The sequence below is a fragment of the Faucicola osloensis genome, from assembly GCF_020041925.1.
Lineage (GTDB): Bacteria > Pseudomonadota > Gammaproteobacteria > Pseudomonadales > Moraxellaceae > Faucicola > Faucicola osloensis_D.
Window position 1 is genome coordinate 2,450,850 of the sequence record NZ_CP083409.1, and the last position, 19,998, is coordinate 2,470,847.

Sequence of the window (19,998 nt, forward strand, 5' to 3'; positions counted from 1 at the left end):
AAAATAAAAATTTAAGGATAAACCCATGGAAATCAAAGTTCCCGACTTAGGCGTTGATAGCGCTGAAGTCAGCGAAATTATGGTCAAAGTCGGCGATGTCATCAATGTGGACGATAACATTGTCTTATTAGAGTCTGACAAAGCCTCAGTAGAAGTGCCTGCAACATCAGCAGGGACTATCACAGCAATTAGTCTTCAAATCGGCGATAAGGTCAAAGAAGGTGATGTGATTCTCACCATCGACAGTGCAGGCAATAGCCAATCAAACACTGCACCTGTAGAGCAGCCTACGCAACAGACAGACCAACAAGCAGCCCAATCTAACGAAGCCAAAGAAATTAAAGAAACTAAAGACGCTAACGCGACTTCATCGCAAGCGCCGTCTATGGCTGCATCAAACCAATCACAGCCCACATCAGCTGAAGCAACCTATACATTGCCAGATTTGGGGGTAGACAGCGCAGAAATTAGTGAGTGGTTGGTCAAAGAAGGCGATACTGTCACTGCTGAACAACCGCTAGTATTGGTTGAATCCGATAAAGCATCGGTCGAAGTACCCGCACCTGTCAGCGGAAAAATTGTCAAATTTTTAGTCAATGCAGGGGATACGGTCACCAATGGTCAGGACTTTATTGTGATGGCTTCCCAATCAGCTACGCAACAGCCATTAGCTATTGACCCATCAGAACAAGCTGCCAGTCAAGCCAATTCAGCGATAAACCAAAATGAGCCACCCGCTCAAACGGTATCTGCCCCTCAGTCATCTACACCCGCTGGTAAACAAACCTTTGGTTTGCCTGATCTCGGGGTAGAGTCGGCACAGATTAGTGAATGGATGGTCAAAGTAGGCGATGAGGTCACAGCCGAACAACCCTTGTTGTTGGTAGAATCTGATAAAGCCTCGGTGGAAGTCCCCTCGCCAGTCGCCGGTAAAGTGGCTGAATTACTGGTTAACCCTGGCGATACCGTCACCAATGGTCAAGATTTTGTTGTGATTGAAGCGGCGGGGTCAGTGCAATCAGCATCAAGTTCAGCTTCACAGCCGCAAGCGACCACCCATACTACTCAGCCAGAAGTCGCTAAAACGCAAAATACCGCGTCAACTTCAACTAATAGCGCTACCACAACAGCTAGCCAGTCAAGTTCACAGTCAAAACTGTCTGAAGCGCAAATTAATGCCAAAAACGCCGCGGTTTATGCAGGTCCTGCGGTGCGCAAACTTACGCGCCAATTGGGTGTTGATATCAGTGAGGTGACTGGCACGGGCGCCAATGGGCGTATTGTCAAAGAAGACGTGTTTGCTTATGTCAAAAATACAATAAAAGCGGTTAGCACGCCAGCCGCTGCAAACAAAGCCTCTGCGCCATCAGCGGCTCGCTCAGGATTACCTAATTTACCCGATATGAGTAAAACGGAAATTTGGGGAGAAATTGAGCGCCAAGATTTGACCCGTCTACAAAAAGTTTCAATTCCGCAGCTTAATTACAATACCTATTTGCCACAAGTGACCCAGTTTGATTTGGCAGATATTACCGATGTTGAAAAATTGCGTGGCGACCTAAAAGATGAGATGAAAAAAGAAGGGGTGAGTCTAACTATTCTGGCTTTCATCATGAAAGTAACTGCTTACGCACTGATGCAACATCCAAAATTTAACAGCCATTTAAGCGATGACAATACCCAAATTATCATCCGTAAATCTGTGAATTTAGGCTTTGCCGTCGCAACCGAGGATGGTTTGACAGTCCCTGTCATTCAACGTGTAGAGCAAAAAGGCATCAAGCAACTAGCGATTGAAATCGGTGAGCTTGCTAAAAAAGCGCGTGATAAAAAACTATCTGCCAAAGAGTTAACCGGCGCGTCGTTTACGATTTCAAGTCAAGGCAATCTTGGCGGTACTTACTTTACGCCGCTGGTCAATTGGCCACAAGTTGCGATTTTGGGCGTCAGTGAATCTAGTATTCAGCCGCGTTGGAATGAGACTAAAGGCGAGTTTGAGCCACGCTTAATGCTACCGTTGTCATTATCGTATGACCACCGTGTGATCAATGGTGCGGACGCTGCGGTATTTACCCGCTATATTGCAAAATTACTAGCAGATCCACGCCGCGTGTTGTTATAAGTTTTAGCGTCAAAAGAACCTAGCGTGTTATATCCATGCTAGGTTTTTTAACACCAAAAAAAAGCCCTCAGTCAAAACCAAGGGCTTTATGAATGCCAAACAGATTATTTTTCGGTTTTTGCTAAGAAGAACCAAGTATCTAACACCGAATCAGGATTCAGTGAAACAGAAGTAATACCTTGTTCCATTAACCACATGGCTAGGTCTGGATGGTCAGAAGGACCTTGTCCACAGATACCGATATACTTGCCTTGTGCGTTACAGGCATCGATAGCCATTTTGAGTAGTTTTTTAACCGCTGGGTCACGTTCATCAAATGATTGAGATACGATACCCGAATCACGGTCAAGACCAAGGGTTAACTGGGTTAAATCGTTTGAGCCGATTGAGAAACCATCGAAGTATTGTAAAAACTCTTCTGCCAACAAGGCATTAGTTGGCAATTCACACATCATGATGACGCGTAAACCGTTTTCACCACGTTTAAGACCATTTTTCTCAAGCAGTTCTAGTACTTTACGCGCTTCTTCTGTCGTACGTACGAATGGAATCATGATTTCAACGTTGGTTAAGCCCATTTCATCACGAACACGTTTTAATGCACGACATTCTAATTCAAAGCAGTCACGGAAGTTTTCTGATACGTAACGGCTGGCACCACGGAAACCGAGCATTGGGTTTTCTTCAGATGGCTCGTATAGTTTACCGCCGATTAAGTTTGCATATTCATTCGATTTAAAGTCAGACATACGTACGATAACTTTCTTATCTTTAAATGCGACGGCTAGGGTTGAAATACCTTCAACTAATTTGTCAACGTAGAAATCAATCGGTGAAGCATAACCTGCCATGCGCTCTTGAATCGCTTGTACGATTTCGCGTGGTAGAGTGTTCATGTTAAGCAGGGCCTTTGGATGCACACCAATCATACGGTTTATGATGAATTCTAAACGCGCCAGACCCACCCCTTCATTAGGGATTTGGGCAAATCCAAATGCGCGGTCAGGGTTACCGACATTCATCATAATTTTAAATGCCAAGTCTGGCATTGACTCAATTGAGTTGTTTTGGATTTCAAAGTCCAATTGACCTTCGTAGATATAACCGGTATCACCTTCTGCACAAGATACAGTGACTGCTTGACCATCGGTCAATAGGTCAGTGGCGTTACCACAACCCACGATGGCAGGGACGCCCAATTCACGCGCGATAATTGCCGCGTGACAGGTACGACCACCACGGTTAGTGATGATAGCAGCCGCACGTTTCATGACGGGTTCCCAGTCTGGGTCAGTCATATCAGAAACAAGGACGTCACCTTCTTGTACTTTATCCATTTCATGGATTGAATTGACCACGCGTACAGTACCAGCGCCGATACGTTGACCAATTGAACGACCTTCACAGATGACATCGCCTTTTTCTTTAAGGATGTAACGCTCCATGACATTTTGGCTTTCACGGCTTTTTACTGTCTCTGGACGCGCTTGCACAATGAATAATTTGTTGCTATCACCATCTTTTGCCCATTCGATATCCATCGCATGACCATAATGTTTTTCGATGATTAACGCTTGTTTGGCAAGTTCAACCAATTCTTCATTGCTCAGTGAAAATTGGTTGCGTTCTGCTTTGTCTACTGGGACTATTTTGACTGATTTACCGGCTGAGTGCTCGTCTGCATAAACCATTTTTTGTTGTTTGCTGCCGAGGTTGCGACGGATTACGGCGGGTTTGTCGGTATTTAATAAGGCTTTTGAAATGTAGAATTCGTCAGGGTTCACCGCACCTTGCACGACCATTTCACCCAAGCCATAGCTTGCGGTAATAAATACCACGTCGTTAAAACCACTTTCGGTATCAATGGTGAACATCACACCTGAAGTGCCTGTCTCTGAACGTACCATACGTTGTACGCCAGCTGATAAGGCAACACCTGCGTGCTCAAAACCTTTGTGAACGCGGTAAGCGATGGCGCGGTCATTGTATAAAGAAGCAAAGACTTCTTTAATAGCAATCAAGATATTGTCAATACCACGGATATTGAGGAAAGTTTCTTGTTGACCGGCAAAGGAGGCGTCTGGTAAATCTTCGGCAGTCGCTGATGAACGAACTGCAACAGCGATGTCCTCGCCTTGGCTCATCTCGGCAAAGGCATCACGGATTTCTTGTTCCAAATCTTTAGGCAACTCTTGCTCAATAATCATGTCACGGATTTTTTTGCCCGTGGCAGTCAATGCCGCAACATCATCTACATCCAGACCTTGAAGTGCGTCTTTGATTTTGTCTTGAAGACCTGTACCGATTAAGAATTTGTTAAAAGCTTCAGACGTTGTTGCAAAACCACCTGGTACGCTTACCCCTAAATCCGTTAGGTGACTAATCATTTCACCTAATGAAGCGTTTTTACCGCCTACTTTGTCAATGTCGTTTTTGCCTAACTTGTCGAGTGAGATAACTTGTGCGTTCAAGGTGATAACTCCGTGAAATAAAGATTATTTTGAAAAGATTATAACGGTATTTCGTAGAAAATTCATCTTAAAAAATGATTTTCTAGCAAAAAATTTATAATTTTAAAAAAACTGTCAGCGATCATCAATTCAACTAAAATTTTGCTTGGATATCTTTGAGTTTAAGGGGATAAAAAACGTAGATAAACCTTCAATGACAATAACTGATGGCTGATTAAGGCAAATTAAGCATCGATTTGTTAGATTAAAGCCTACAAGTCACGTATAATAACAAACTCTCGACCTGTAAGACAAATGCCTGTGAGACAAAAGATAGTGTCTGCACTGATAACGACATGAATAGATGACATTCACTGCCAAAAAAGCAGTTAATCAGCCCCAGTGTCAGTTTAAACCAGTGTTAATTTAAATTAGTATGGACGCTTCTTGTCATTTTTTTGGATAATTTTTCATGACCATTGAGCAAATCAAAGCCACGATTCAAAATAAAGACGCCTTAAATTTTGCAAATTCGCAATCGTTGCGAAGTGTGTTTTTTATCTCCGATGGTACCGCGATTACGTCTGAAACCCTAGGGCGCTCTATTTTAAGCCAATTTCCCACAGTACCATTTGAGACGCGGGTTATTCCTTATGTTGATACCCTCGATCGGGCCGATGAAGCGGTCAATCAAATCAATCTTGCCCACCAACGTGATGGGGTAAAGCCGCTAGTCTTTGATACCATCGTTGACCCTGTGATTCGTGAGAGAATCAATGGTGCAGATGCCTTTAACTTAGACATTTATGAAGGCTTGATCAGTAAAATTGCCGATGAAATCAAAGTACAACCTGCACCGCATACCGGTCATGCCCATGGGGATGTCGATTCTGAGAACTATAAATCACGTATCGATGCGGTGCATTTCGCTTTAGATAATGATGATGGTGCGCGTACCACCCATTATGATGCGGCAGATATTATTTTGATTGGGGTGTCACGTTCGGGCAAAACGCCCACCTCTTTATACCTAGCGTTGCAATTCGGTATTCGTGCGGCAAATTATCCATTGACTGAAGATGATTTATATGAAAATTCGTTGCCCAAAGCGTTAAAGCCCTACCGTGACAAACTGTTTGGTTTGGTGATTGACACCGATCGACTGGTAAAAATTCGTAATGAGCGCCGTGCGGGTAGCCGCTATGCAAGTTATCAGCAATGTCAGCAGGAATTGCGCGCCATTCAAGGTATTTATATTTCTCAAGGGATTCCAAATATTGATGTATCTACGATGTCGATTGAAGAAATCGCGACGCGTATTTTACAAATGACGGGGTTAAAACGCCGAATTGGTTAATGTAATCTCTTAAAGTACGGCTAATTTATCTTATTTTATATTTAATTTAAAATTTTTTATTCATTATCAAGGCTTAAAATATGGGAGCTAATATGCCAAAAAAACGGATTAATGACAAAGTTACTCAAATTCCCCCTACAAACAATGACAATGAAAACATCTGTGATTCCAATACACAGTCAATTATTGAGCACCAAGAAAATATTACCGAAATTTTGGCAAAACCAACCAAAACTGAAATTTCTGATTCTGATAAAAAAGCCAATACCGTCAGTATCAGTGAAGACGATGATAAGGTCAAACATTTTGATGATGCATCGGTGCATTTTGATTTAATTAGCCCGCTAGATAACACCCGTATCAATTTAAAGCGTTATAAGCGTCAAGATGCCGTTAGCCACGCCTATGATTATGATGCTATTGTGATTGGTGCAGGACCCGCGGGCGAAGCAGCAGCGATGAAAATCGCCAAATCTGGGCAAAAAGTTGCCGTGATTGATCCACGTAAACAAGTGGGCGGTAACTGTACGCATGTAGGCACGATTCCAAGTAAAGCATTGCGTCAGTCGGTGTTTAATATTATCGGTAATCGCCGCGATCCTATTTTAAACCAAGGCATTGACTATCACCAGATTCCACTCAATAAAGTATTAACCAAAGCGCGTGAAGTGGTACGTAATCAGGTAGAAACCCATACCCGTTTTTACGAGCGTAACCAAATTGACTTAATCAATGGCTGGGCAAGTTTTAAAGATACCCATACCATTCATGTTGATATGAGTGATGGTACCGAGCAGGACATTACCTTTGAACAAGCCATTATTACTGTGGGTAGCCGTCCTTATCGTCCTGATTTGTTAGATTTTAGCCATCCTCGTGTGTTTGATTCTGATAAAATCCTGCAAATGGATTATGTGGTACAGCGCATTATTATTTATGGTGCAGGCGTGATTGGCTGTGAATATGCGTCTATTTTTACTGGTCTTGGTTATAAAGTAGATTTGATTAATACCCAAGAGCAGTTGCTGAGCTATCTAGATGATGAGATTTCTGACGCGTTGTCGCATGACTTTAGACAATTTGGCGTGTTAATTCGCAACAAAGAAGAAATCGAACGGCTAGAAACTTATGATGACTGCGTGATTTTATATCTAAAAAGTGGTAAACGCATCAAATCTGACGCTATTTTATGGTCAAACGGTCGATCAGGTAATACCGACAGTCTCAATCTTGCCGCCATCGGGCTCACCGCAAATAGCCGTGGTCAACTCAAAGTCAATGAACATTACCAAACCGATATCCCAAATATTTATGCAGCAGGGGATGTGATTGGTTGGCCATCGCTTGCATCGGCAGCTTACGACCAAGGACGCTGCGCCGCTGCTTATATGGTGGGCGATGAAAACGCACAACCTGTTCGCAGTGTGCCAACGGGTATTTATACCATTCCTGAAATTTCAAGTATTGGTAAAAACGAACAAGAATTAACCGCCGAAAAAGTGCCGTATGAAGTCGGTCAAGCTTTCTTCAAACACCTTGCCCGCGCACAAATCATCGGTGAGCGTAGTGGGGTGTTAAAAATACTGTTCCACCGTGAAACCTTAGAGGTTTTGGGTATCCATTGTTATGGCAATCACGCCTCTGAGATTATTCATATCGGACAAGCAGTGATGGAAAGTAAGGGCAGCAATACGCTAGAATACTTTGTCAATACTACCTTTAACTACCCAACGATGGCAGAAGCCTATCGCGTTGCTGCGCTCAATGGTCTTAATCGGGTGTTTTAATGACGCAGATAAATGTAAAGCTACAACCCCAGTACGTAAAATTACAACCGCAGTTGCAACAAGCGCTCTCCGAGTTAAAGTTGCAGCTATCGGATGAGCAGCAATTACAGCTCCTGTACTATCTACAGCAGCTGTTATTTTGGAATAAAGCCTATAATTTGACCGCTATCAAAGATGACCAACAAGCGTTAATCAAACATATCTTTGATAGTTTGTCGATTGTGCCATTTTTGCCAGCCGGTGATTTGCTAGATATTGGGACGGGTGCGGGTTTGCCAGCGGTGATAGTTGCCATTTGTCAGCCACAACGTGCGGTGACAGCGCTCGATAGTAACCAAAAGAAAATTCGCTTTATCAAACAAGTCGCCAGTGAGCTGGGGTTAAAAAATCTAACACCGGTTGCCAGTCGTATCGAAGCACACGCAGGTACTTATCAAGTAATTACCTCAAGGGCGTTTGCATCACTGGTGGATTTTGTCACCCATAGTCAAAGCAAATTGGCAGACAATGGTATTATTTGTGCCATGAAGGGGGTTGAACCTGTTGACGAGATTCAAGCCCTTCAAAATGAGTGGCAAATTAACACCCAAGTGTTAGCCGTGCCAGAGCTCCATGAATCACGCCATTTGATTTATTTGCAAAGATAAACACCCCATTTCAGCCAGTTTTACCGGTATTAGGGTTTGAAAAACTGGCTGTTTTTGACTACAATTTTCAACCTTTTTATCAACACATTGCGAGACAGTTCATGGATATTTTAGCCATTGCTAATCAAAAAGGTGGGGTGGGCAAAACCACCACCGCGGTTAATTTGGCAAGTGCACTGGCACATCGCCGCAAAAAAGTTTTACTGATTGATTTGGATGCCCAAGGCAATGCGACCACGGCATCAGGGCTGGATAAACGCGAATTAGAGTACAGTATTGCTGATGTGCTGTTAGATGATTTACCAATCCATGAGGCGATTGTCAAAACCGCGAATGGGTTTGATATTGTCGGTGCCAACAATGAATTGTCAGGCAGTGATTTGCATTTAAGTCAAAAGCCTGAAAACCATGCAATTTTGTCAAAAGCCATGCAGCAGCTGGCTGATATGCCTGCCAAAAACGGCCGCGCGACTAAGCCGTATGATTTTATCGTGATTGACTGCGCGCCGAGTTTAAGTTTACTTACCATTAATGCAATGTGTGCCACATCAGGGGTAATTATCCCGATGCAATGTGAATATTTTGCATTGGAAGGATTGGCGGATTTATCGCAAACCATTGAGCGTTTGAAGTCGCTAAACCCAAACTTGCATATCCGCGGTGTGTTAAGAACCATGTTTGACCCGCGCAACACCTTAGCAAATGATGTTTCTATGGAATTGATTGAGCATTTTGGTCCGATTTTATTTAATACCATCATTCCCCGTAATATTCGTCTAGCAGAAGCACCGGCGCACGGCATCCCTGCGCTTGATTATGAGATGAATTCAAAAGGCTCACAAGCCTATATTCGCCTTGCCAATGAAATTATCAAGCAAAGTCGCCAGTTCCAACTTGCCTAACTTAAGCTGTTTAGGCACTTTTTTTGTTAACTTGTTGGCAAGTGCATACTGGCAAAAGCAATGAAAATATTTTTCAAGCAATAGCGAATCTGCTAAAATAGCCAGTTCAAAAATGGCGGCATTGGTTTAATTTTTTATCAGTCATTTTTAACTATTTAATGGCATTGGGAATTTCGACATGGTTAAAAAGCGTGGATTGGCATCAAATCGAGGACTTGATGCGTTACTCGGCTCAATCAAAACGGAAAAATTGATTACCGGTAATCTAATCGATGCGAGTGTTCGAGCCTCTGTCGATGACGCGAAAAGCGCTGAAAAACTACATGCCAAGTCACCCGATGATGGGCAAAATGTTTCGGATGACGAATCAGCCGAAGCTAGCGGCACTATAGCCATAGCTAAAAAATTGCCCACAGCTGCGGTAACCCCCAAACCATTCACCGCAAAACCCGCCAAAACAGTAACGTCAAATATCGATAACACACCCATAAATAACGATGCCAATAATAATAGTAATGATAGTAGTAATGTGGCTGGGTTAAATTTGATGCATATCAATGTCACGTATTTGCAGCGTGGCAAGTATCAGCCGCGCATTGATTTGGACGAAGATGCCTTGCAAGAGTTGGCAACGTCTATCAAGCAGCATGGCGTGATGCAGCCTATTGTGATTCGACCCTTAGCCAAAGTATTGCCCAATTCCCCGATTACCCATGAAATTATCGCGGGTGAACGTCGCTGGCGTGCGGCGCAAATTGCAGGTTTAACCCATATACCCGCCATCATGCGCCCCATGTCAGATGACTTGGCAATCGCTTTGGCATTGATTGAAAACATCCAACGGGAAGATTTGAGCGTCATGGAACAGGCTGCCGCATTGCAGCGTTTTCATGATGAATTTGGTATGAGTCATTCGCAAATTGCGGATGTTGTGGGTAAGGCGAGAACAACGGTTTCTAATTTGCTGCGTTTGAACCAATTACATGACGATGTCAAACAAGCGTTAAATGAAGGGCAGATGGATATGGGGCATGCCAGGGCATTATTGTCGCTGTCACCCAAACAGCAGCCTGTTATTGCCAAAAAAATTATACAGGGTCAATTGACTGTTCGTCAGACTGAAGCGTTAGTTAAAGATATTTTAAATCCAAAAGCGCCGACACAAAGCCAAGAAATTGATTATGATAGGCTGCGGCTGAACCAACACCTCTCTGAACAACTCGGTGCCGTGGTAAAAATCAAAGGCTCCTCAAAAGGCAAGGGGAGTATTGAGATATTTTTTCACAACGAAGAAGAATTACAAGCTTTGATTGTGCAGTTCCAGTCGCAACTTGAGCATTAATCTTGCGCATTAGATTAGTTTTCTCAATTTATTAATCATTGACATGCAAAGGCAGTATAACGGATGTGGGAATTAGTTAAAGCAGGCGGTTGGTTGATGTGGCCCATTGTCCTATGTTCGATTTTGATGTTAATTATCATCATTGAGCGCGCGATAAAACTTAAAGTCAGTACAGTGACACCCGCCCATCTGCGTGAACAATTGATGCAGCGGCTGATTGAGCAGGGCGACATTGATCGAGAGTCGCTTGAGAATGTCAAACTCAATTCGCCTTTGGGTGATATCCTCGCTGCAGGACTCATGAATCGCCAGCATGGGATTGATTCAATGACCATGCATATGGAAAACCGCGCCAGTATTACTATCCACCAATTAGAAAAACATATCAATATGTTGGGTACCATCGGTGCTATCGCGCCATTATTGGGTCTGTTAGGTACCGTACTGGGGATTATTTCATCCTTCTTAGCCATTACCGAAGGCGCAATGCAAGATCCGACCATGCTAGCAGCTGGCGTATCGCAAGCGCTGATTACCACAGCAGGGGGTATGCTGGTCGCGATTCCTGCGGTGATGGCGTACCGTATTTTTCAGCGCCGTATCATTGATATCAATGCGGCGTTTGAACAAGAAGCGGGTTTGATGATGCAAGAATTACTGGACAATGGTCTAATCACGCCTCGTTAATGGCGTATAGCTGCGTAAAAGAGTCAACCCATGCGATTTCGTAAACCCACGGTCGAACCTTTAGAAATCAATCTTACCCCGATGATTGATTGCTTGCTGTTTTTGATTGTTTTTTTACTGCTGTCGACCACTTTCAACCATTTTAGTAAACTCAATATCATTTTGCCGCAAGCAGAGGGCGTACCGATTACTGAGAAAAGCAAACGCATTGAAATCGCGGTGCAAAAAGATGGTAGTTATCTGGTCAATGGCATTGCTTTATCTGGTAATAGCGAAGCTGAGTTGACGGCGATGATCCGTCAAGAAGCGGGTGAAGACCGAAAGCAGCTATTTGTTATCTCTGCGGATGCCGAGACCAGTCACCAGTCGGTGGTTAAGGTGATGGATATAGCGGGTAAAATGGGCTTTATGAATTTAAATATCAGTACCGTGATACCTGCCACTTCGCTCGATAGTAATATTGCCCCAGCGCCAGATGTCAAATAATTTTTATTGTTCAATTTACTGATACAATAGCTGTTAAGTCGTTCTTTTATATATTGAGATGCCATGACCGTTTCAAAACCTTCCAATGCTCACCCACGTTGGCAGACCTACCGAAGATTGCTAGGTTATCTCAAGCCGTATTGGTGGGCGATGACGCTAGTCGTCATTGGCTTTACCTTAAATGCAGGCACCGAAGTGGGCATTGCCAAGCTGGTCAAATTCATTATTGATGCGATTAATGAACGTGATCAAGCGCATATCAATCTTTTTCCAGCTTTAATCGTATTGTTGTTTGTACTGCGAGGGCTTAGCTCATTTTTGGGTAATTACTTTAGCGCAGTGATTTCACGCAATGTCGTCTATCAGCTGCGTATGCAAGTGTTTTCAAAATTGCTCAGATTACCCAGCCAATTTTATCTCAACCACAATGCCGGTCAGATTTCTGCAAAATTAATCTTTGATGTCGAGCAAGTCACTGCGGCGGGTACCGATACGCTCAAAACCTTATTACGCGATGGTTTGACCGTGATTGGGTTGTTGGCGTTTTTGCTTTATAGTAATTGGAAATTAAGCCTGTCGTTGTTTGTGGTATTGCCGCCGATTTTATTGTTAGTCGGTAAAGCCAGTAAACGCTTTCGTAACCTGTCGCGCGGTATTCAAAAGTCCATGGGTGAAGTCAGTCATATTACCAATGAAGTCATCACAGGCTACCAAGTGGTCAAAAATTATGGCGGTCAGCAAAACGAGCTGACAAGGTTTAATAACGCCTCTTTAACCAATCTTAAACAAGGGCTAAAGGTGGTGGTGACCAATAGCATCAATACGCCATTAATTCAATTATTGATGGCGTGCGCGATGGCTGTGGTGGTATGGATTGCGTTAAGACCCAATGTCTTAGGTGATACCACCGCAGGCGAGTTTATCGCTTATATCAGTGCAGCAGGGCTACTGAGCAAACCCGTGCGCTCGTTGACCGATATCAATCAAGGCTTGCAAAAAGGTTTGGCGGCGGCGGATTCTATATTTGAGATGCTCGATGAAGCCGAAGAAAAAGACACGGGCAAAATTGAAAAAACGCTGACCGGTAAAATAGTACTTAACGACCTAAGCGTCACTTTTGAGGATGGCAAACAAGCGCTCAATAACGTAAATTTGGTGGTCAATCCCGGTGAAACGGTGGCGTTAATCGGTCGAAGTGGCGCAGGTAAAACTACCCTAGTCAACTGTCTGATGCGTGCGCTAGAGCCGACAAAGGGCAATATTTATCTTGACGATGTCGCTATCGAAGATTTGACATTACATTCACTGCGTAGTCAGATTGCCAGTGTCAACCAACAAGTGGTACTGTTTGATACCTCTATCCACAACAATATTGCCTATGGCGAATTATCTAACCGAACCTCGGCGCAAGTGATTGATGCCGCAAAATCAGCCTTTGCGCACGATTTTATCATGCAATTGCCGCAGGGTTACCAATCAAAGATAGGCTCACAGGGTCTGCAGTTATCTGGCGGACAACGCCAACGCTTATCCATTGCACGTGCCCTGCTAAAGGATGCGCCTATCTTGATTTTGGATGAAGCCACGAGCGCGCTAGATAATGAATCAGAATTTTATATCCAAAAAGCGCTGGAGCGCGTCATGCATGGCAGAACCACCATCGTTATCGCGCACCGATTAACGACCATCCAAAATGCCGATAAAATCGTGGTCATGGATAACGGTGAAATTATTGAAGTCGGTACCCACGACAGTTTGCTAGCCGCGCAAGGTACGTATGCCAAGTTGTATGAGCGTCATTTTGAAGAGGATATATTGTCAAACTAATGCAACAGACACTGCTACAGGCGTGGCGCAACAAATCTCTCTGGCTATGGTTGTTATTGCCGGTGTCTTGGTTGTATGGGTTGGTTTTTTGGCTCAATAAAACTATGTATCGATTAGGGCTAAAACCCGTTTATTATCCCAACGTGCCCGTCATTGTAGTGGGCAATATCACCGTTGGCGGTAGCGGTAAGACGCCGCTAATCATTGAAGTGGTAACCTACCTGCAGCAAAAAGGGCTGACGGTCGGCGTCATCAGTCGTGGCTATGGCGGACAAGCCAAGCTGATGCCTTGTATCGTGACAGCAAATTCAAAGCCCAGTGAGGTTGGTGATGAGCCGTGTCTGATTGTGCAGCGTACAGGCGTGCCCATGGCAGTCTGTCCAAACCGTGGTCAAGCAATTGAGTTATTGCTTGAGCAATTCCCAGGCATTCAACTTATTTTGGCGGATGATGGACTGCAGCATTTTGCCTTGGATAGGGATGAAAACTGGATTGTCGTCGATGCCGATCGCGGCTTTGGTAACCGCCAGCTATTGCCCACAGGCTTTCTGCGCGAGCCGATTAAACGCCTGTATCAGCCCAATACCACCGTCATATTTCACCAAAGTGATTGGCAGGATACTCAGGCTTTAACCCATTTTTCAAATAGCCTAAGCAAAGATTGTCATAGCATATCACCCGATATTCGTATGCGTTTGCTACAAAAACCATTAGAGCCTTTATTTAAAACACCTTTATTTAAAACGGCTTCGCAAAATAGTTTACCTGCCCAACAAGTGATTGCCATGACAGGGATTGGATTGCCGCAGCGTTTTTTTAATAGCCTAAGCCAATTAGGGTTTGACATCATACCGATGGCACTGAATGACCATCACACTTATAGTTTGCAAGATTTTGCCAACTTGCCAAAGTTACCGATTATCGTCACCGATAAGGATGCAGTCAAATTGCGTGTTTTGTTCGCCCAAGGTCATGAGAAAAATGACATTGCATCAAACATATGGGTGTTACCGGTAGAAGCTGAATTATCAGCCGCCTTTTATGCGTTAATCGACCGACAAATCGGCGAATTGGTTACCCTTGCTGACAATGCTGACAATGCTGACAATTAAAAAACTTGTAGGAAATACACTATGGTAAAACATGTGGTCATACCAGCCCGCCTAAAAAGTACCCGACTGCCCAACAAACCGCTGTTAGAAATTCATGGCAAGCCGATGATTCTATGGGTGATTGATCGCGCCAATGCGGTGAAATCGGCGGGAATTGCCGATGATATTTTTGTGGCAACAGATGACGATAGCATCGCTAAACTGTGTCAAGACTATGGGGCAGCTGTCATCATGACTGACCCCAATCATGCGTCTGGCACTGATAGGCTTGCTGAAGTAGCTAGGCTTCAGCAGTGGTCAACTGAAGATATCGTGATTAATATGCAAGGCGATGAACCACTTGTGCCTGCAGGACTTATCAAACAAGTGACTGAGCTACTGCTACAAAAAAAAGATTGCGTAATGGCGACTTTGGCTGAACCCATCCAAAGCGTTGAAGAGTTTTTACGGCCATCGGTGGTCAAAGTTGTCAAAAATGCCCACAAGGAAGCCTTGTATTTTAGCCGAGCGCCGATTCCTTGCGATCGTCATACAGCATTGTTGACCGACCAGCCAATCAGTAGCGAAAATAGCGCGCCAAAAAACGCTTACCGACACCTAGGCATCTACGCTTATCGGGTCAGTTTGCTACAACAATTTAGTGTTTGGCAGCAAGGCGAGCTAGAGCAGCTTGAATCATTGGAACAATTGCGTATTTTGGAGCAAGGCATGCGTATCGCCATTGATACTGCTTCAGAGTTGTTGCCGCCCGGTGTAGATACGCAAGAGGATTTGGATCGGCTCAATGAGTTGGCGTTATCAGAATTATTAAAATAATAAAAAAGCCCAAGTTAATCTTGGGCTTTTTTGTGGTTTGCGTTTTTAGGGTTTTGATTAGCTGTTTAAGCTAAATAAATCAAGCGATTTCACCAAAGATAAGGAATTGAGGCGGGTTTGTTGGTCATAAATATTACAAGTGACAATCAATTCATCAGGGCGGATAGTCTCAAGAAAATGGTCAAGTTTTGGTTTGACACTGTCAGGTGTACCGACAAACGAAATTGCCAACGACGATTCAACCATGTACTTCTCTGCAGATGTCCAAAAAGCATCAATATTCTCAATCGGTTTTGGCATTTGTGAGGGTTTACCACGGCGCAAATTGACAAAACTTTGCTGCGCTGAGGTGAATTGGTAAGCGGCTTCCTCTTCGGTATCGGCCAATAGCAAGTTACTTGCTACCATCACATAAGGTTGTTGCAAGTAGCGAGACGGCTTGAAATTCTCACGGTACAATGTCACCGCTTGTGATAACATCTGCGGCGCAAAATGAGACGCAAATACATAAGGCAAGCCTAATGCAGCGGCGAGACTGGCACCAAATAAGGACGACCCTAAAATCCACACAGGGACATTCAAGCCATTAGCCGGCATAGCGGTCACTGTCTGACCATCGAGCGGGTCAAAATAATGCATCAGCTCTTGCACATCTTGCGGGAAGTTTTCGGCATCATTCATGGTACGGCGCAAGGCACGGAAGGTTGCGCCATCCGTACCAGGGGCACGGCCGACGCCAAGATCGATACGTTCGCCATACAAAGTGGCTAACGTACCAAACTGTTCTGCGACCACTAAGGGTGCATGGTTAGGTAGCATGATACCGCCTGAGCCAATCCGTATTGTTGAGGTATGCGCGCCAATGTGAGCTAGCAACACACTGGTTGCGGTACTGGCAATGCCGCGCATGTTGTGGTGCTCAGCCAGCCAATAGCGGTTAAAACCTACTTGTTCGGCAGTTTGGGCAACAGTCACCGCTTGCTTAAGGGCGTTTTTGGCGTCACTGCCTTCAGGTACAGGAACAAGGTCTAAAAATGAAATAGGGATTTTTTTGGTCATATTTGTCATCACTGTAGTCATCATAAAAAGAATAGTAGTCCCTTTATAATGGCGAATCCAAAAAAATCAATCACCCAAATTGTTGCTGACAAATATCAATGAAAGCTTTGCCAAAATTACGGATATCGCCATCGACACGGGTGGCTATCCACGTCACATGTTTTCCAAAAATTTTCGTTGGAATTTTGACAAGATTGCGATAATGCTGACCTTCAAATGCCATTTCAGCAATTGTGCCCACGCCCATACCAATACCGACATAGGTACTAATCACATCGGCATCCAAAGCAGTAAGTACGATATTAGGCGTCAGTTCTGCCGCGCTAAAGGCTCTATCAATCGCACCACGACCCGTAAAACCGCCGTGATAAGTGATAATCGGATATTTCGCTAAGGTCTGGATATCAATTTCGGTGCGATTCTCAAGTTCATGACCCACAGGCACAATCACATGATGATACCAATCATAATAGCGAATACAGTGTAGATTATCGTGTGCAAGCAGCGATTCAGTTGCGATGCCAATATCGGCTTGACCTTGTGCTACCATATTGGCAATCGACTCAGGGTCAGCTTGATGCAAAATCAGATGGACATTGGGAAATTGTTGTTTAAAGCGCTGTACCACCCAAGGCAACACATAACGTGCTTGTGTATGCGTCGTGGCAATCGATAACTCACCCTGATGGGGATTTTGAAAATCTAAAGTTAAATTTTCAATCGACCTTACTTCCACAAAGATTTTCTCAATATGCGGCAGTAGCAGCTCACCGATAGGGGAGAGACCCACCAATCGTTTACCCTGACGCACAAAAACTTCCGCCCGAAGCTGACTTTCGAGCGCGGCAATATGCTTACTAAGACTGGATTGACTGGTATGTAATACTTTGGCGGCTTGGCTCAGATTGTAATTATTAATCACAGTCTGCCAAACGGTTTCAAGCTGTTTGAGTTGGATTTGTAAATAACGTTGATTGATGACAACATTGATTGCCATAAAATGACCTTAATAAAAAAACGAATAAAAAAACGAAATAAAATGCTCGCTTTATGAGCTTGGTTGAACTTAAATATTAACAAAATTAGCCATTAGACTGATTTTTTACATAGCTTTTTAATGCCATTAACACGATTTTATCAAGTGACTCGTCAGCAAATTGCTCAGTGGCTTGTGAAATAAGCTGGCTGGGTAACTGTAAAGTGACTTCGACGGTTTTTCCCATAATTCGTGATAACTCAACACTCACGATGGCCCAAGTATAGCCTGCGTATTTAGGTTTTATCAAATGCTCGGTGACAGATGAGGGCTCAGGAACCGGTAAATCTTCTTCAATTAGGTGATATAAATGGCTCATCACCGCCATACGTGTATTAGACACTGCGCCTGCCATGCTACTATCGACTACAGATATGCTTTCAATATCAGGTACCGTGACATGATAGGCATTATTTTGCTGATAGATAGCAATCGGGTATTGCATAATTTGCCTCAAAGCCGCTAACAAAAAAGTTGAAAGTCATCGCAGGGTGTCAATTATAGCATATTACCATAAAATCGCAGGTTCAAAACCTAGCTGCTTAAGTCAGGTTTATTTAATAGGCTTGAAATTTAAGAAATTGAAATATGACAAGTCTGTAGACATTGACTCAGTTATTGACTCAGTTGCAGTGCCACCTTGTTTCAGATAGCGACGTTTCAGACAGCCATAATAATTTTAGTTTGTATACACCTAGAAAACCGCTACAATAGCAAGATTTTAATGAAGTTTTGTGGTAAATCGTGCGTGATGAGTGAGAGGTAACATGGAAATATCAAAACAACCTGTGTCAAACGACAAAGCGGCGCTACCAAGCGAAAGCTCAACAGGCACAAAAAAGTCTTGGGGCGAAGCCATCAAAGCCTATATGGACAAGCGCGCTTGGGTGATGTTGCTATTGGGTTTTTCTTCAGGGTTGCCTTATCTATTGATATTTTCTAGTTTATCAATTTGGCTCAAAGAAGCAGGGTTTGATATCAAAATTATCACCATGTTTAGTTGGGCGATGCTGGGGTACTCGTTTAAGTTTGTTTGGTCGCCCCTCGTCAATGCCGTGCCGATTCCACTGTTAACCAAAATGTTAGGACAACGCCGTAGTTGGCTAGTTGTGGCACAAATTGTGGTCGCCTTTGCAATTTTTATGCTCGGTAGTTTTAACCCCACCAGTGACGTTGTGCTTGATTACATGGCATTTTTTGCCGTGTTGCTAGGTTTTTCAGCGGCGACACAAGACATTGTGATTGATGCGTATCGCATTGAAATTGCTGAAAAATCCATGCAACCCGTACTCTCTGGTATGTTTATGGCAGGCTACCGAATCGGTCTGATTGTCGCAGGGGCGGGGGCGCTGTTCTTGGCAGAATATTTTGGCTCGACCAAAGCCACTTACAACTACGCTGCTTGGCAACAAACTTATTATATTATGGCATCTTTGATGCTCATAGGGGTTGTCACCACCCTTTTGATTAAAGAACCCACCGTCACCCGTGAGAAGCATGAACGCCCGATGTCGGATTATTTTCAACTGTTTTTACTATTTTTAATTTCAGTGATTGCGCTGATTGCCAGTTTTATTGTTATCGGTCATGTGCTTCCCGAGACTGAGTCAAAATTTTTGGGCTTTGTTTATGAGAGTATTAAATTTATTGGCGCTGTGGCTATCGCCATTGGTACCGCTTTAGTATTATTAAAAGCCAAAATCATCAAAAAGCAAGTCGCTGTTGACATGTGGGTCGCGCCGATTCAAGACTTTTTCATTCGTTATGGGAAAAAAGCCGTATGGCTGATTTTATTGATAGGCTTGTATCGTATTTCAGATATTGTGGCAGGTACGACGTCAAACTTGTTTTATGTCAATTTAGGCTTTAGCAAAACCGATATCGCCTTGGCGGTCAAAACCTTTGGTATGGGGATGTCAATTGTGGGTGGTATTTTAGGCGGCTTGCTTGCTGAGCGTTTTAAAATCATGAATGCTATGTTGATTGGTGCTATTTTGGCGTCCGCCAGTAATTTATTGTTTGTGATTTTGGCGGGCAAGGGACATGATTTTTTTTATATGTACTCGGCGGTGATGTTTGATAACCTCGCATCAGGTCTAGCAAGTGCCATCTTTGTCGCCTTTTTATCCGTATTGACCAATATTCGCTTTAGCATGGTACAGTATGCACTGCTTAGTTCATTGATGACGTTAACACCAAAAATTTTGGGTGGCTACTCGGGTGCAATGGTAGAGACCATGGGGTATCCTGCTTTCTTCACCTTTACCGCATTGATTGGGATTCCTGTGCTATTGTTGATTTATATGGTAGATAAGCATGTGATGAGCCAAGATGCGACAAGAAGCGGTAACATCACCCATGAATAACC

The 19,998-nt window shown here is 43.7% G+C and carries 16 protein-coding genes; 12 read left to right on the plus strand and 4 right to left on the minus strand.

Annotated features, from left to right (window positions below; translation table 11 throughout):
* Positions 1-25 precede the first annotated feature (25 nt).
* Complete coding sequence (locus tag LAJ61_RS10935) at positions 26-2,122, plus strand: 2-oxo acid dehydrogenase subunit E2 (protein ID WP_224053948.1); 2,097 nt, start codon at positions 26-28, stop codon at positions 2,120-2,122.
* A gap of 104 nt (positions 2,123-2,226) precedes the next feature.
* On the opposite strand, the gene ppsA is transcribed toward LAJ61_RS10935, so the two are convergent.
* Entirely contained in the window at positions 2,227-4,593 is a 2,367-nt protein-coding gene (gene ppsA / locus LAJ61_RS10940) for a phosphoenolpyruvate synthase (RefSeq protein WP_224053949.1), read from the minus strand.
* Positions 4,594-5,044: 451 nt separating this feature from the next.
* Between ppsA and ppsR the strand changes: the two genes are divergently transcribed.
* From ppsR to kdsB, 10 genes are all read left to right on the plus strand, one after another.
* Complete coding sequence (gene ppsR / locus LAJ61_RS10945; protein ID WP_007116642.1) at positions 5,045-5,929, plus strand: posphoenolpyruvate synthetase regulatory kinase/phosphorylase PpsR; 885 nt, start codon at positions 5,045-5,047, stop codon at positions 5,927-5,929.
* 92 nt (positions 5,930-6,021) lie between these two features.
* Complete coding sequence (sthA, locus tag LAJ61_RS10950; protein WP_224053950.1) at positions 6,022-7,716, plus strand: Si-specific NAD(P)(+) transhydrogenase; 1,695 nt, start codon at positions 6,022-6,024, stop codon at positions 7,714-7,716.
* Complete coding sequence (gene rsmG / locus LAJ61_RS10955) at positions 7,716-8,363, plus strand: 16S rRNA (guanine(527)-N(7))-methyltransferase RsmG (RefSeq protein ID WP_224053951.1); 648 nt, start codon at positions 7,716-7,718, stop codon at positions 8,361-8,363. The genes sthA and rsmG overlap by 1 nt, the downstream gene beginning before the upstream one ends.
* A 101-nt stretch (positions 8,364-8,464) precedes the next feature.
* On the plus strand, positions 8,465-9,265 hold the full coding sequence (locus LAJ61_RS10960; protein WP_224053952.1) for a ParA family protein: 801 nt from the start codon (positions 8,465-8,467) through the stop codon (positions 9,263-9,265).
* A gap of 178 nt (positions 9,266-9,443) precedes the next feature.
* Entirely contained in the window at positions 9,444-10,607 is a 1,164-nt protein-coding gene (locus tag LAJ61_RS10965; RefSeq protein ID WP_224053953.1) for a ParB/RepB/Spo0J family partition protein, read from the plus strand.
* A 63-nt stretch (positions 10,608-10,670) separates the two neighbouring features.
* On the plus strand, positions 10,671-11,294 hold the full coding sequence (locus tag LAJ61_RS10970) for a MotA/TolQ/ExbB proton channel family protein (protein ID WP_036593908.1): 624 nt from the start codon (positions 10,671-10,673) through the stop codon (positions 11,292-11,294).
* Between the two features lie 30 nt (positions 11,295-11,324).
* Positions 11,325-11,780 carry an ExbD/TolR family protein gene (locus tag LAJ61_RS10975; protein ID WP_224053954.1) on the plus strand — a complete coding sequence of 152 codons (456 nt, stop codon included), beginning with the start codon at positions 11,325-11,327 and terminating at the stop codon, positions 11,778-11,780.
* A 63-nt stretch (positions 11,781-11,843) separates the two neighbouring features.
* Positions 11,844-13,607 (plus strand): lipid A export permease/ATP-binding protein MsbA, encoded by a 1,764-nt coding sequence (gene msbA / locus LAJ61_RS10980; RefSeq protein ID WP_224053955.1) that lies wholly within the window; start codon positions 11,844-11,846, stop codon positions 13,605-13,607.
* Positions 13,607-14,719: a tetraacyldisaccharide 4'-kinase gene (gene lpxK / locus LAJ61_RS10985; protein ID WP_224053956.1), complete on the plus strand. Its 1,113-nt coding sequence runs from the start codon at positions 13,607-13,609 to the stop codon at positions 14,717-14,719. Before msbA ends, lpxK begins: the two co-directional genes overlap by 1 nt.
* A 21-nt stretch (positions 14,720-14,740) precedes the next feature.
* Positions 14,741-15,535: a 3-deoxy-manno-octulosonate cytidylyltransferase gene (gene kdsB / locus LAJ61_RS10990; protein ID WP_224053957.1), complete on the plus strand. Its 795-nt coding sequence runs from the start codon at positions 14,741-14,743 to the stop codon at positions 15,533-15,535.
* A gap of 57 nt (positions 15,536-15,592) precedes the next feature.
* Here kdsB and LAJ61_RS10995 read toward each other — a convergent pair whose 3' ends face one another.
* From LAJ61_RS10995 to LAJ61_RS11005, 3 genes are all read right to left on the minus strand, one after another.
* Positions 15,593-16,594, minus strand: coding sequence for an LLM class flavin-dependent oxidoreductase (locus LAJ61_RS10995; RefSeq protein ID WP_224053958.1), 1,002 nt, complete (start codon positions 16,592-16,594; stop codon positions 15,593-15,595).
* Positions 16,595-16,664: 70 nt separating this feature from the next.
* Positions 16,665-17,591 (minus strand): LysR substrate-binding domain-containing protein, encoded by a 927-nt coding sequence (locus tag LAJ61_RS11000; RefSeq protein WP_007115284.1) that lies wholly within the window; start codon positions 17,589-17,591, stop codon positions 16,665-16,667.
* Between the two features lie 85 nt (positions 17,592-17,676).
* Complete coding sequence (locus tag LAJ61_RS11005; protein WP_224053959.1) at positions 17,677-18,075, minus strand: type II toxin-antitoxin system HicB family antitoxin; 399 nt, start codon at positions 18,073-18,075, stop codon at positions 17,677-17,679.
* Between the two features lie 322 nt (positions 18,076-18,397).
* On the opposite strand from LAJ61_RS11005, the gene LAJ61_RS11010 reads away from it, so the two are divergent.
* The gene (locus tag LAJ61_RS11010; protein WP_224053960.1) at positions 18,398-19,996 is read left to right on the plus strand and encodes an AmpG family muropeptide MFS transporter; all 1,599 of its coding nucleotides are present in this window, start codon (positions 18,398-18,400) and stop codon (positions 19,994-19,996) included.
* Positions 19,997-19,998 lie beyond the last annotated feature (2 nt).

Excerpts from the sequence above, each read along its gene's own strand:
- LAJ61_RS10935 (WP_224053948.1), top strand. The coding sequence starts at position 26 with ATGGAAATCAAAGTTCCCGACTTAGGCGTTGATAGCGCTGAAGTCAGC.
- ppsR (WP_007116642.1), top strand. The coding sequence starts at position 5,045 with ATGACCATTGAGCAAATCAAAGCCACGATTCAAAATAAAGACGCCTTA.
- sthA (WP_224053950.1), top strand. The coding sequence starts at position 6,022 with ATGCCAAAAAAACGGATTAATGACAAAGTTACTCAAATTCCCCCTACA.
- rsmG (WP_224053951.1), top strand. The coding sequence starts at position 7,716 with ATGACGCAGATAAATGTAAAGCTACAACCCCAGTACGTAAAATTACAA.
- LAJ61_RS10960 (WP_224053952.1), top strand. The coding sequence starts at position 8,465 with ATGGATATTTTAGCCATTGCTAATCAAAAAGGTGGGGTGGGCAAAACC.
- LAJ61_RS10965 (WP_224053953.1), top strand. The coding sequence starts at position 9,444 with ATGGTTAAAAAGCGTGGATTGGCATCAAATCGAGGACTTGATGCGTTA.
- LAJ61_RS10970 (WP_036593908.1), top strand. The coding sequence starts at position 10,671 with ATGTGGGAATTAGTTAAAGCAGGCGGTTGGTTGATGTGGCCCATTGTC.
- LAJ61_RS10975 (WP_224053954.1), top strand. The coding sequence starts at position 11,325 with ATGCGATTTCGTAAACCCACGGTCGAACCTTTAGAAATCAATCTTACC.
- msbA (WP_224053955.1), top strand. The coding sequence starts at position 11,844 with ATGACCGTTTCAAAACCTTCCAATGCTCACCCACGTTGGCAGACCTAC.
- lpxK (WP_224053956.1), top strand. The coding sequence starts at position 13,607 with ATGCAACAGACACTGCTACAGGCGTGGCGCAACAAATCTCTCTGGCTA.
- kdsB (WP_224053957.1), top strand. The coding sequence starts at position 14,741 with ATGGTAAAACATGTGGTCATACCAGCCCGCCTAAAAAGTACCCGACTG.
- LAJ61_RS10995 (WP_224053958.1), bottom strand. The coding sequence starts at position 16,594 with ATGACCAAAAAAATCCCTATTTCATTTTTAGACCTTGTTCCTGTACCT.
- LAJ61_RS11000 (WP_007115284.1), bottom strand. The coding sequence starts at position 17,591 with ATGGCAATCAATGTTGTCATCAATCAACGTTATTTACAAATCCAACTC.
- LAJ61_RS11005 (WP_224053959.1), bottom strand. The coding sequence starts at position 18,075 with ATGCAATACCCGATTGCTATCTATCAGCAAAATAATGCCTATCATGTC.
- LAJ61_RS11010 (WP_224053960.1), top strand. The coding sequence starts at position 18,398 with ATGGAAATATCAAAACAACCTGTGTCAAACGACAAAGCGGCGCTACCA.